This window comes from Enterobacter cloacae complex sp. 394I7, from assembly GCF_057320345.1.
In genome coordinates, this window is record NZ_JBXWCR010000001.1 from 1,175,315 (window position 1) to 1,187,592 (window position 12,278).

The window sequence follows — 12,278 nt, forward strand, 5'->3', positions numbered from 1 at the left end:
ATGTTACAGGTGAACGAACTGAATCAGTATTACGGCGGCAGTCATATTCTGCGCGGGGTCAGTTTTGAGGCGGCGACCGGCGAAGTGACCTGCCTGCTGGGGCGCAACGGGGTGGGGAAAACCACGCTGCTCAAGTGTCTGATGGGCCTGATCCCGGTAAAAACAGGAGACATTATCTGGCAGGGAAAAAAAATCACCCACAGCAAGCCGCACCAGCGCGTGCAGTCGGGTGTGGCCTATGTTCCGCAGGGGCGTGAGATTTTTCCACGCTTAACGGTCGAGGAGAATCTGTTGCTCGGGCTGTCACGCTTCCCCGCCCGCGACGCAAAGCGCGTCCCGGAGGATATCTGGCAGTTGTTCCCGGTGCTTAAAGAGATGAAGCATCGTCGTGGAGGCGATCTCTCCGGCGGTCAGCAGCAACAGCTGGCGATTGGTCGCGCCCTGGCGAGCCGGCCACAGCTGTTAATCCTCGATGAACCCACGGAAGGTATTCAGCCGTCGGTAATCAAAGAGATAGGCCTGGTTATCCGCAAGCTGGCGGACAGAGGGGATATGGCAATCCTGCTCGTAGAGCAGTTTTACGATTTCGCCGCTGAACTTGCCGACAGCTATCTGCTGATGTCGCGCGGGACCATCATCCAGCGTGGACGGGGCGATACAATGGAACAAGAGGGCGTTCGCGGACTGGTTGCGATTTGAAATGTTATATTATAACATACTCATTCTTATAAAACGGAGTGAGGAGTTTGTTTTGGCTGCACATATTGGCAAATTTGCAATGACTCTGGGGGCGCTGCTGGTAAGTGGTCAGCTGTTTGCCCATTCGCATGGACATCAGATGACGGAAGCGGAACAGAAGGCGGCGAACGGCGTCTTTGAGGATAAAGACGTCAAAGACAGAAAGCTGTCTGACTGGGATGGGACATGGCAATCCGTCTATCCGTTTTTGCTCGATGGCGCGCTGGATCCGGTTTTTAAACAGAAAGCGCAGAAGGACAAAAAATCCTTCGACGAGGTGAAAGCCTACTATCGCACAGGGTATGCGACGGACGTTGAGGCTATCGGCATCGAAAACAACGTGATGGAATTCCACAAAGGTAAGGCTATCAGTCGCTGCCAGTATGATTACAGCGGCTATAAGATCCTGACTTATGCATCAGGTAAGAAAGGGGTTCGCTATCTGTTCGAGTGTAAAGATCCGGACAGCAAGGCGCCGAAGTTTGTCCAGTTCAGCGACCATACCATCGCCCCAAAAGCCTCTTCCCATTTCCATATCTTTATGGGCAACACCTCCCACGAGGCGCTGCTAAAAGAGATGGATAACTGGCCGACGTACTACCCGAACGAAATGTACAAACAGCAGGTGGTCGACGAGATGCTGCACCATTAATGGCCTGCCCGATGCCGGGTGGGCGCCATGCCGCCCGGCGTTGAGGACTTAAGCCACTTTCGGCATTTCGCACCACGCCTTCACGCTCATTCCACGCAAAATCATCAGCCAGGCAATCACGATGGCAACCATCATGATCGCAAACAATGACCAGTGCGGCAGGTTGGTAAGGATAATACCGGTGATCATCGGGTTTGCCGCCGCCCCAAGCCAGCCCAGCGCCTGTGCAGAGAAATAACTCGCTTTCATACCCGGCGGGGCAATATTGTCGATCAGCATATATTCGCCCGGTGCATAGATAATCTCACCCAGCGTAAACACCGCTGCCGCAATGCCCCAGTAGACCAGGTTTTCCCCGGAGAGCATAAAACCGCCCAGACCCAGGACGAAGAAGAGTGTTCCCACCGTCATCAGCGGACGTATATTGGTGGCGGAGATCTTGCGACCGATAACGTATTGCAGGGTGACGACCACCGCAGCATTCACCGGCAGCACCACGGCAACCACGTTTTGCGCAAAGTTGCTGTCGGCATTCGCAGCCAACACGTACTGCGAAATACAGCTGGCGAATGACCCGCCCACATACGACGCCAGCAGGCCGGAAAGGGTGTACCAGAAGAGCGCGCGGTCTTTAAGCAGTACTGACGGTTGCCACGGCATTTTCTCTTCGGTGGCATCGAGCGCAACGCTTTTTTGCACGAAGAAATGGATAAAACCGAGCGGCAGTGCGGCACAAAAAGCGGCCAGCCAGAACGGCAGCTGCAGGCTGTACATCACCAGTAAGGTGCCCACCGGCGGCCCGATCGTCCAGCCAATGTTCAGGAAGCTATAGTTTAGCGAGAAAACGCGCGCTTTTTGGCTCGAGGTTAGCACATCGGCAAACCAGGCCTTCAGCACCGTTGAAAATACCGAATAGGCGCAGTTAATCAGGGAAAAGAAGAGCACCACCAGCGTGACGTTATCCACCAGCGGGATAGCAACAAACCCGGCAATAAAGGCGACGATAGACATCAGCATGTAGCGCTTTTTATCAAACTTATCGGCGAGGATGCCAAACCCCATACTGAATACCACACCGACGGTAAGCGCAATGGTCAGGGCATAACCAATATTCTCAACGCTCATATTAAATACGCGCGTGAGATAGATGGTCATAAACGGCAGCGTTGCCCCACGACCAATGGTTAATAATAACGACGACGCCAGCAGCGCTGCGGTTGAGCGCCTGAGTGATGGTTTCATATTCCTGCCTGACAATTGCGTTTGTTTTTTTTGAGCCGCAGAGATTCTGGCCGCGCTTGCTCGCCGCCATCCTGCAACGTGTATTATTTTAGGTATATATCAGGAGTATCACGACATAAGGGGCTTGTATAGCGCCTAATTTATCCGTAAGTGCTTCAGTTGACTGCCAGAAATAATGATCTTCTCGTGGCATGTTTTTTTCGTTACCTTGAAGTGTTTACAAAAATTTAATCATTCAGGGGCAGAGTATGACGCGAAAAGACGGGCTGCTGGCGTTGCTGGTGGTCATCGTATGGGGTCTGAATTTTGTGGTCATCAAGCTTGGGTTGCATAACATGCCCCCACTCATGCTGGCCGGTTTGCGTTTTCTGCTGGTGGCTTTCCCGGCGCTCTTCTTTGTCGCGCGCCCGAAAATTCCGTTCAGACTCTTACTGGGATACGGCCTGACCATCAGCTTTGGCCAGTTCGCGTTTCTGTTCTGCGCCATTAAGTTCGGGATGCCCGCCGGTCTGGCTTCTCTGGTGTTACAGGCTCAGGCGTTCTTTACCATCATTCTCGGGGCGTTTGTGTTTGGCGAGCGTCTGCAGGGTAAACAGCTGGCGGGGATCACCCTTGCGGTGTTCGGCGTGCTGGTGCTGATAGAAGCCAGCCTGAACGGGCAGCACGTGGCGTTACTGGGCTTTATGTTAACGCTGGCGGCGGGGTTGAGTTGGGCCTGCGGAAATATCTTCAACAAGCTAATTATGCAGCATGAGGCGCGCCCTAACGTGATGTCGCTGGTGGTCTGGAGCGCCTTGATCCCCATTGTTCCGTTTATGGTTGCGGCGCTCATTTTTGATGGGCCGGACGTGATGCTGAAAAGCCTGGTGGAAATCGATCTCACCACCATTTTATCGCTGATCTACCTGGCGTTTGTGGCCACCATTATTGGTTACGGGATCTGGGGATCGCTGCTGGGTCGCTACGAAACCTGGCGCGTGGCGCCGTTATCCCTGCTGGTTCCGGTGGTAGGGTTGGCCAGCGCCGCGCTGTTGCTCGATGAAAAGCTGAGTGCGCTGCAGCTGCTGGGGGCCGTGCTGATCATGGCCGGGCTGTACATCAACGTGTTTGGTTTGCGCGTGCGTCGGGTAACGCGGGCAAGAGGATAGGCATAAAAAAAGCCCCGCATCCGCGGGGCAAAAACGAATCAGAAGCTGTGCTGATTATAATAAGGCACGCCTAACTCGTCGGATTTGTCACTACCAGCACCCATGTGGTTGAAGTCATAAGGTGACTGGTCATGTGCTGACGGCAAAATCATCGTATCACGATTATTTTGCTGCGTTGCACGAGGGGTTTGCTCCGCGAAGGTCTGGCTGGAAAACAGCACCAGCAAGGCGAGGGCGGCGGAGGCTGTAACTTTCATGATTTCCTCGGTTACGTCTTTACAGGCGATGATTAACTACAATGTTTTAGTGGATACAGGTATCGGGATTCACCCGGCACGCTGGTAATACGGTATTTGTGAGGCGGCACGTCGAAGTAGTTCTTAAACGTACGCGTCAGGGTTTGCTGTGATTCAAAACCGTAACGTTCCGCCAGATAAAGGATCGGCTCATTGCTTTCTTTCAGCTTCTGGGCAATTTCCGTCAGCTTGCGGCTGCGAATATATTGACCTAATGAATGGCCGGTCTCTTTTTTGAACATCCGTTGCAGGTGCCATTTGGAGTAACCTGAACGCTCTGACACTTTTTCAAGGGAGAGCGGCGATTCCAGGTTATCTTCGATCCAGTCCAAAATGCTATGAATAGTAATAGCGTCAGTATTGCGTCTGGACATCGTCATACCTCTTTTTCTGTTTACGGCAGTATTTTCTTAAGCAAAAGCTCAAGCGTTGCCACTTCATCTGCCGTTAAGTTTTTTGTTAGTTCCTGATGCAGTGTTTGTCCTACTAGTTGATGACATTGCTCGCACATAGCCGCGCCATCGCTGGTGAGTTTCACCAGGACGCCGCGTTTGTCATTCGGGTTAGGGCTTCGTTCTATCCATCCTTTGCAAACGAGACGATCGAGCATGCGGGTTAGCGCACCCAGATCGACAGAGAGCACCTTTTTCAGCTCAACCGGCGTGATACACACTTCGCAGCGAATGGAGCACAGCACTTTGAACTGCGTGGCGGTGATATCCAGCGGTGACAGATAGTCATTGAGCAGGCGATCTTTTTTCTGGTTAACCATATGAATAAGACGACCCAGCGGAATAATGTCGTTAAAGAGATCACTGGTGCTTTTCACAATGGTTGCCCTGGCAAGTAGTTTAGTCACGGCAGATATTATTGCTCAGGCAAGTATAAGTCAACTGAATGGATCAACGGATGCCACGAATTGCTAAAACGTTTCATGAACTTTTTTTGCATGCTTTCAATTCAAATAGATAACGAAGGGTTATCGTTAATGACCGTAAATAATCGTTACGTTGAGCGAATGGCTGAACGTCACACTTTCACCCTATAATGGCGGTGATAAACATGGATAAGGACAACGACGCACTATGTTGGATTTGATTAAAGCAATTGGTCTGGGGCTGGTGGTATTGCTGCCGTTGGCTAACCCGCTAACGACGGTTGCGCTCTTCCTGGGGCTGGCAGGGAACATGAACAGCGCCGAGCGTAACCACCAGTCGATGATGGCCTCGGTCTATGTGTTTGCCATCATGATGGTGGCTTACTACGCCGGACAGCTGGTGATGAACACCTTCGGAATCTCTATCCCGGGTCTGCGTATTGCCGGCGGACTGATTGTCGCCTTCATCGGGTTCCGTATGCTGTTCCCTGCGCAGAAAGCGCATGAGTCACCTGAGGCCAAAAGCAAATCCGAAGAGCTGGAAACCGAGCCCAGCGCGAATATTGCTTTTGTCCCGCTGGCGATGCCCAGTACGGCGGGGCCAGGAACGATTGCGATGATCATCAGCTCCGCGTCAACGGTGCGGGATGGTTCGACCTTCCCGGACTGGGTCATCACGGTTGCGCCCCCGCTGATTTTTGCACTGATTGGTATCATCGTATGGGCATCCTTGCGCAGTTCAGGCGCGATCATGCGCTGGGTCGGCAAGGGCGGCATTGAGGCGATTTCCCGCCTGATGGGCTTCTTACTGGTGTGTATGGGCGTGCAGTTTATTATCAACGGCGTGCTGGAGATTATTAAGACGTACCATTAATCACCCGCGCGGTAGTGCAAAACGGCAACCTCGGTTGCCGTTTTACGTTGACTGCGGTCTACCCGTGATGGGCCTGTTCTTCCAGTGCGACCGGCCATTTACGGAAGATGAGCAGGGACCAGATGAGCGCCACCAGTGCCGGAATGGCACCCAGATAGCCAATCGCCGACATCGACACGTGAAGGCTAATCTGATTTCCCAGCAGCGCGCCCGCGCCAATACCAAGATTGAAAATCCCCGAGAACAGTGACATCGCCACATCCGTTGCGTCCGGCGCGAGGGCCAGCACCTTCACCTGCATACCCAGACCGATAATCATGATCGCCACTCCCCAGAACAGGCTCAGGACGGCCAGATGACCCTCGCTGCCCGCCGCTGGCATGAGTAACACCAGGCACGCCAGCAGTAAACCAATGGCGCTGCTGACCAGCGCCGACGCGTGCTGATTGCCGAGCTTACCAAACAGAATACTGCCAATAATGCCCGCGCCCCCCAGGATCAACAGCAGAACGGTGGCAAAGTTGGCGCTAAAGCCGGCCACGACCTGAACGAACGGCTCAATATAGCTGTAGGCGGTGTAATGTGCCGTGACCACAATGACCGTAAGCAGATAGATACTCAGCAATGCCGGACGACGCATTAACAGCGGCAGGCTTTTCAGCGAGCCGGAGTGTTCGCTTGGCAGCTTCGGCAGCAGTTTAATCAGGCAGACCAGGGTGATCATTGCCCCCATGCCGATAGCGAAGAACGTGGTTCGCCAGCCAAAGTATTGCCCAACGATACGGCCAATCGGCAGGCCCAGGACCATAGCCAGTGCCGTGCCGGTGGCTATCAGGCTCAGCGCCTGCGCGCGTTTACCCGCAGGTGCCAGGCGGATGGCCAGTGACGCGGTGATCGACCAGAATACGGCATGGGCAAAGGCGATACCGACGCGGCTGATGACCAGCACCGTAAAGTTCCACGCCAGAAACGACAGGACGTGGCTGACGATAAACAGGGCAAACAGCCCGATCAGCAGCTTTCGCCGTTCCATCTGGCTGGTCAGCAGCATAAACGGCAGTGACATCAGTGCCACCACCCAGGCATAGATGGTCAACATAATGCCCACCTGCGCGGTTTCCATCTGGAAACTTTCAGCGATGTCAGACAACAGCCCAACCGGAACAAATTCTGTGGTATTAAAAATAAACGCGGCAATTGCCAGCGTGACCACGCGTAGCCACGCGACTCTGCGGGTAACTGTGTTCGTTGTCATAGCGATGTCGGAGATTCGTTGCTGAAAAGAAGAGGAGACGATCTTAAAACGTCAACCGGCGAAAACTCAACCATTATGTGATGCAGATCTCAAAATTCACCTGGTAAAAGCGGTAGCCGGGGGCATGGTTTTCATTGAATATAAAAGAACATCACAACAAAAACAGGCGGTAAGACAATGCAGGAGATTGATTTTTATCTGGTAGATGCGTTCAGCAATGCTTCTTTTGGTGGAAACCCGGCGGCCGTGTGCCCGTTAGACGCATGGTTGCCTGATGAGACACTGCTCAGAATGGCACAGCAGCATAATCAGTCGGAAACGGCGTTTTTCGTCTGCAGTAAAGCGGGAATTGAGTTACGCTGGTTTACCACCCTTACCGAAGTCAACCTTTGCGGACATGCCACACTGGCAGCCGCGTACGTCCTGTTTAATGAACTCAACTATCCTGACTCGCGTATCCACTTTGATACCGCCTCTGGCCAGCTGACGGTTAGCCGGGAAGGGGACTGGATGACGCTGGACTTCCCGGCATGCCCGACGCAGGAAGAGACGCCCCCGCCGGCGATGCTTGCGGCGCTGGGGATCGGCCATTACGTTGAGGCCCGTAAGGGGCGAGCCTGGATGGTGGTTCTGGAAAACCGCCAGCAGGTTGAGGCGCTTGCGCCGAATATCTCGGCAATGACACCTGGCGAACATAAGGTCAGCGTGACGGCGCGGGGAGAGGGGGATTATGATTTTGTGAGCCGCTTTTTCTCACCGGGAGTTGCCGTCTGGGAAGATCCGGTCACCGGATCCGCGCATACAATGCTTATTCCCTACTGGAGTGAAAAACTGGGTAAAACAGCGATGTTTGCCCGCCAGGTGTCGGCTCGTGGCGGTGATATGCGCTGCGAACTGAAAGGTTCACGCGTGCTGATGAGCGGGCAGGCCTCGCTTTATCTGAAAGGCACCGTCTTTCTGCGCTAAATAACCATAACAAAAGAGGAAGAGAGAATGCAGGAAATTGATTTCTATCTGGTCGATGCCTTCAGCGACAGGGCGTTTGGCGGCAACGCAGCGGCGGTTTGCCCCCTGGAAGAGTGGCTGCCGGACGAGACGCTGCTCAACATGGCACAGCAGCACAATCAGTCTGAGACGGCCTTTTTCGTACGCACTGACGGCGGATTCGAGCTGCGCTGGTTCACTACCCTTGACGAAATTAACCTGTGTGGACATGCCACACTGGCGGCATCGCATGTCATTTTCGAATACCTTGATTATCCACACACGGAAATCACCTTCACCACCCGTTTCGTCGGCGAGCTGACGGTAAAACGCAGCGGTGACTGGCTGACGCTCAACTTCCCGGCCTGGCCGACGGCGGTCGTCGACAATCCGCCAGCGCTGCTGTTGAGCGCGCTGGGCATTGAGCGGGCAAAAGAGGTGCGTGTCGGGCGCGACTACATGGTGGTGCTGGAGAACCAGCAGCAGGTAGAGGCCCTTACGCCGGATATCTCGGCAATGATTCCACTGGATAAGATGGTCTGCGTCACGGCACCGGGCGATGAATATGACTTCGTCAGCCGCTTCTTCTGTCCGGGAGAAGGGGTGCCGGAAGATCCGGTTACGGGGTCCACTCACAGCATGTTGATTCCCTACTGGAGCGAAAAGTTGGGCAAAACCGTGCTGAACGCGCGCCAGGTCTCGCGACGGGGCGGGGATTTACGCTGTGAGCTGGCGGGGGACCGGGTGTTAATCGGCGGTCAGGCCACCCTGTATCTGAAAGGGCATATCTATTTACGCCAGGCGATGTAAGCCAGGAATGGGCCACCGTCATTTCATCATCGGGAATGACGGTGGCTTGCGTTAATCAAACGTTCGTTTTTCCCCTTGCCAGCCAGACGTAATCAGAAATTCACGCCACGTTAAGGTGGCAGGGTTTATGGTTCTGCTCCAGGTGAGATCCCGGTCTTTTCCGTAATAGCCGTAGTTCACGGCATATTCCGTCATGCCGGTAATTTCACTGACCAGTGCCGCGTTGTCTGCGAAATCGGGGAAGTGGTGAAGGAGTGCTTCTCGCGTGTAGGCTGAGCGATACCGGGCTTTTATGCCGGTGACCTCCGTGAAGGTTTCCACCATCTCACGCGGCGAAAGACACTCACCGACAACGGGTAACGTCATGCCGTTGTAGTGTTCAGGGTTATCGAACATCTCAAGCACCGCAGGGCCGGTCGCCGTGAGCGGGTCGACAAAGGGCGCCCGAACGTCTTCCGGGAGATAGAGGGGAAAGATCAGCTCGTCGCCTTCTTTACGCGGCGGATAATATTCGGCCAGATTGGTGTAAAAGAACGCCAGTTGAATAAACGACGCGCTGACGGGGAGTGTGCGGATGTACTCCTCAATTCGGCCCTTATCGCTGAAATGAGGAGCCCATAGAGTTCCGGCCGTTATTCTCTCGACGTTTTCCAGACTGCTGAAGACAAGGTGTTTTACGCCGGCGTTGACGGCGGCATCTGCAAGCCTGTAACCCAGCGCCGTTTCACCCGTTGGCATCTGCGTCGATACGGGGATGAAACCTGGTGTCATCAGAAACGCCCCGTCTGACTCGGCAAACGCCCCGATCAGATGCGCATCATTGCCCGTCTTAAGGGTGATTTGTCTCAGTTCAGCACCCCGTTCCGCCAGCTGTTTCGCCGCAGGAGAGTCCGTGTTTTGCGTTAAGGCGCGCACCCGATAGCGCCCACTTTGCAGCAGGGTTCTGGTTACGCTACGTCCTTGTTTACTGGTGGCACCAAAAACTGTTATGAGTGGTTTTTTATCATACGACATTTCATTCTCGCTCTGTGTTGTTGCGGTAGTGCATTATCGGAATGCGGGCGGCGAGCGTGAAATCGATTTATTTCTTACATGATATCCATCCTATGAATACCAAAAAGCCTGACGTAAACCTGCTGCTGACTCTGGAAGCGCTGGTCGCGGAGCAAAATGTCACCAGGGCCGCCAGCCGGCTTTGTCTTAGCCAGCCTGCCGTCAGCGCGCAGCTTAACCGGTTGAGGGGGATGTTTAACGATCCGTTATTGATCCCGGGGCGCAGGGGGATGACGCCAACCCCCAAAGCTCTTGAGCTGATGGCGACGCTTGGCGGGGCGCTGGCAAAAATACGGGATACGCTGCAATCACATGAGGACTTTGATCCGCTGCACGATTCGCTAACGGTCTCTCTGGCCTGTACTGATTACGTGCAGGCCGCGGTCATTATGCCGCTGATTGTGACCCTGCAAGAGATTGCCCCCGGCGTGCGTATTGCTATCAGGAATTACGATCCGCATCAGCTAGCCCATCAACTGAGCTCAGGCGATGTTGATGCTGCCATTGCTACGCCAGACCCTGCGCAGGCGCAGCTCAGAACGCAACATCTTTATGACGAATCGTACGTGCTTATCGGGCGCCCTCAGCATCCCGAACTGAACGACCAACTGACAATGGAAGCGTTCGCAAAACTTGAGCATATTATCGTGTCCCCCTCGGGAGGCGGTTTTACCACGCCGCTCGATGTCATGCTGGCGGAGTCAGGGTTGCAACGTAAGGTTGCGGTGTCTGCGGCATCATTTCTGTTTGTTCCCGGCATGGTGCAGATGAGCCATCTGGTAGCACTTGTGCCCCGACGATTGATTATGGGAACCGTTAACCCGCTCACCGTGGTGGAACTCCCCTGGCTGAAAGAGACGTTTGACGTCAGTCTTATCTGGCATGAACGCAGCCATAACCACGCCGGACACCGCTGGTTAAGGGATACCCTCGTCAGCCTGAACCGCAATGCTGATATAAGTTAACGGTATGAAGCACGTGTGCAGGGCTGCGCTATGTTGAAATAAAAACAACAAGGAGCCCGCCATGTATTCCATTACCGCTGAATCTGCACATCACCCTGATATTTTGCATCTGATTGCCGCGCTTGACCGCTATCAGAACGAACTCTATCCCGCTGAAAGTAACCACCTGCTCGATCTGACCGAACTGCCGACAGCCTCGCTGATCCTGATGATTATTCGGGACCGGCAGCTTCATGCCGTCGGGTGTGGTGCCGTGGTGCTCAACGGCGACGGGACCGGTGAAATGAAACGGGTGTATATCGATCCGGCTCATCGCGGGCAACATCTCGGCGAGATGCTGCTGGCGGCGCTGGAAGATGAAGCCCTGAGCCGTCACTGCCACACGCTTCGCCTGGAGACGGGCATCCGGCAACATGCCGCCGTCCGTCTGTATGAGCAGTGCGGCTATGAGCAACGTCCGGCGTTTCCGCCGTATGTTGATGACCCGCTGAGCCTGTTTATGGAGAAGGCACTGGTGGTTGACGTTCGTTTAGCAGCGCTATAAAAGCCTCCAGCGGGCGGGTCATAGCCCCGCGGCGCCAGACCAGCCAGGTGGTGAGCCAGCGCCAGTTTTCTGCCAGCGGCCAGGCTTCCACCTGATGGTGGCCTGGCATACTTTCCAGCATCGAACGAGGCATCAGCGCGATACCGGCGCCCGCAATGACGCAGGCGAGCATGCCGTGATAAGACTCCATTTCATGAATACGCCCGGGCGTGGCTCTGTCGGCGTGAAACCAGCTTTCCAGATGTCGGCGATACGAACAGTTTGCGCGAAAGGCGTAGACGTCACTGCCGCTCACCTGCGTGGCGCGTGCCACTTCTGCATGCCCGGCGGGCGTGACCAGCATCATCTCTTCCCGGTAAACCGGCATGCCTTCCAGTTCCGGATGCGAAAGGGGGCCGTCGACAAACGCGGCGCTTAAGGTTCCCTCCAGTACGCCGTCAATCATTGTGCCGGACGGCCCGGTAGAAAGGGCAAACTGGATACGTGGATAGCGCTGATTAAACTGCGCCAGGCTTTCCGGAATACGCACGGCGGCGGTACTCTCCAGCGCACCAAGCGCAAACAATCCCTGCGGTTCATCACCGGCGACGACCATTCGTGCCTCATCGACCAGCGCCAGGATCTGCTTGCTGTAGCGCAGGAAGTTATGCCCGGAGGGGGATAAACGTAAACGCTGGTTCTCACGAATAAACAGCTCCACGCCAAGATCGGCCTCCAGCTGGCGGATGCGGGTGGTCAGGTTCGACGGAACGCGATGCACCTTTTGCGCCGCCTGGGTGATGCTGCCGGTGAGCGCCACGGCGTTAAACATTTCAAGCTGAGTTAAGTCCATACCATTCT

Annotated in this window: 15 protein-coding genes; 8 read left to right on the top strand and 7 right to left on the bottom strand. The window is 54.7% G+C overall.

The genetic code is table 11. From position 1 onward, the window contains the following. Both urtE and zinT read left to right on the top strand, forming a co-directional pair. Positions 1–699 (top strand): urea ABC transporter ATP-binding subunit UrtE, encoded by a 699-nt coding sequence (gene urtE, locus AC2FAP_RS05660; RefSeq protein WP_014170038.1) that lies wholly within the window; start codon positions 1–3, stop codon positions 697–699. A gap of 52 nt (positions 700–751) precedes the next feature. Next, positions 752–1,390, top strand: coding sequence for a metal-binding protein ZinT (gene zinT, locus AC2FAP_RS05665; RefSeq protein WP_041162947.1), 639 nt, complete (start codon positions 752–754; stop codon positions 1,388–1,390). A gap of 48 nt (positions 1,391–1,438) precedes the next feature. On the opposite strand, the gene ydeE is transcribed toward zinT, so the two are convergent. Further along, on the bottom strand, positions 1,439–2,677 hold the full coding sequence (ydeE, locus tag AC2FAP_RS05670; RefSeq protein WP_376711904.1) for an efflux MFS transporter YdeE: 1,239 nt from the start codon (positions 2,675–2,677) through the stop codon (positions 1,439–1,441). Positions 2,678–2,880: 203 nt separating this feature from the next. Here ydeE and eamA point away from each other — a divergent pair, with 203 nt between their 5' ends. Next, positions 2,881–3,780 carry an O-acetylserine/cysteine exporter gene (gene eamA / locus AC2FAP_RS05675; RefSeq protein ID WP_449541640.1) on the top strand — a complete coding sequence of 300 codons (900 nt, stop codon included), beginning with the start codon at positions 2,881–2,883 and terminating at the stop codon, positions 3,778–3,780. A 38-nt stretch (positions 3,781–3,818) separates the two neighbouring features. Here eamA and marB read toward each other — a convergent pair whose 3' ends face one another. From marB to marR, 3 genes are read right to left on the bottom strand one after another with little or no spacing between them, the layout of a single operon-like run. Beyond that, positions 3,819–4,037, bottom strand: coding sequence for a multiple antibiotic resistance protein MarB (marB, locus tag AC2FAP_RS05680; protein WP_014170042.1), 219 nt, complete (start codon positions 4,035–4,037; stop codon positions 3,819–3,821). Positions 4,038–4,069: 32 nt separating this feature from the next. Then, complete coding sequence (gene marA, locus AC2FAP_RS05685; protein ID WP_008502237.1) at positions 4,070–4,450, bottom strand: MDR efflux pump AcrAB transcriptional activator MarA; 381 nt, start codon at positions 4,448–4,450, stop codon at positions 4,070–4,072. Between the two features lie 20 nt (positions 4,451–4,470). Beyond that, positions 4,471–4,905: a multiple antibiotic resistance transcriptional regulator MarR gene (gene marR / locus AC2FAP_RS05690; RefSeq protein ID WP_020884159.1), complete on the bottom strand. Its 435-nt coding sequence runs from the start codon at positions 4,903–4,905 to the stop codon at positions 4,471–4,473. A gap of 256 nt (positions 4,906–5,161) precedes the next feature. Between marR and AC2FAP_RS05695 the strand changes: the two genes are divergently transcribed. Then, positions 5,162–5,827, top strand: a complete 666-nt coding sequence (locus tag AC2FAP_RS05695; protein ID WP_014170045.1) for a MarC family NAAT transporter — start codon at positions 5,162–5,164, stop codon at positions 5,825–5,827. Between the two features lie 58 nt (positions 5,828–5,885). On the opposite strand, the gene AC2FAP_RS05700 is transcribed toward AC2FAP_RS05695, so the two are convergent. Further along, positions 5,886–7,082, bottom strand: coding sequence for a sugar transporter (locus tag AC2FAP_RS05700; RefSeq protein ID WP_020884157.1), 1,197 nt, complete (start codon positions 7,080–7,082; stop codon positions 5,886–5,888). Between the two features lie 177 nt (positions 7,083–7,259). On the opposite strand from AC2FAP_RS05700, the gene AC2FAP_RS05705 reads away from it, so the two are divergent. Next, positions 7,260–8,048, top strand: a complete 789-nt coding sequence (locus tag AC2FAP_RS05705; protein WP_449541641.1) for a PhzF family phenazine biosynthesis protein — start codon at positions 7,260–7,262, stop codon at positions 8,046–8,048. Positions 8,049–8,075: 27 nt separating this feature from the next. Beyond that, positions 8,076–8,876 (top strand): PhzF family phenazine biosynthesis protein, encoded by an 801-nt coding sequence (locus AC2FAP_RS05710; protein WP_032681016.1) that lies wholly within the window; start codon positions 8,076–8,078, stop codon positions 8,874–8,876. Between the two features lie 51 nt (positions 8,877–8,927). Here AC2FAP_RS05710 and AC2FAP_RS05715 read toward each other — a convergent pair whose 3' ends face one another. Then, positions 8,928–9,890 carry an NmrA/HSCARG family protein gene (locus AC2FAP_RS05715; RefSeq protein ID WP_449541642.1) on the bottom strand — a complete coding sequence of 321 codons (963 nt, stop codon included), beginning with the start codon at positions 9,888–9,890 and terminating at the stop codon, positions 8,928–8,930. Between the two features lie 92 nt (positions 9,891–9,982). Between AC2FAP_RS05715 and AC2FAP_RS05720 the strand changes: the two genes are divergently transcribed. Beyond that, complete coding sequence (locus AC2FAP_RS05720) at positions 9,983–10,894, top strand: LysR family transcriptional regulator (RefSeq protein WP_449541643.1); 912 nt, start codon at positions 9,983–9,985, stop codon at positions 10,892–10,894. 61 nt (positions 10,895–10,955) lie between these two features. Further along, complete coding sequence (locus AC2FAP_RS05725; RefSeq protein ID WP_449541644.1) at positions 10,956–11,438, top strand: GNAT family N-acetyltransferase; 483 nt, start codon at positions 10,956–10,958, stop codon at positions 11,436–11,438. Here AC2FAP_RS05725 and ptrR read toward each other — a convergent pair. Beyond that, positions 11,392–12,270 carry a putrescine utilization regulator PtrR gene (ptrR, locus tag AC2FAP_RS05730; protein ID WP_078774042.1) on the bottom strand — a complete coding sequence of 293 codons (879 nt, stop codon included), beginning with the start codon at positions 12,268–12,270 and terminating at the stop codon, positions 11,392–11,394. The two genes, AC2FAP_RS05725 and ptrR, sit on opposite strands and share 47 nt — an antisense overlap. Positions 12,271–12,278 lie beyond the last annotated feature (8 nt).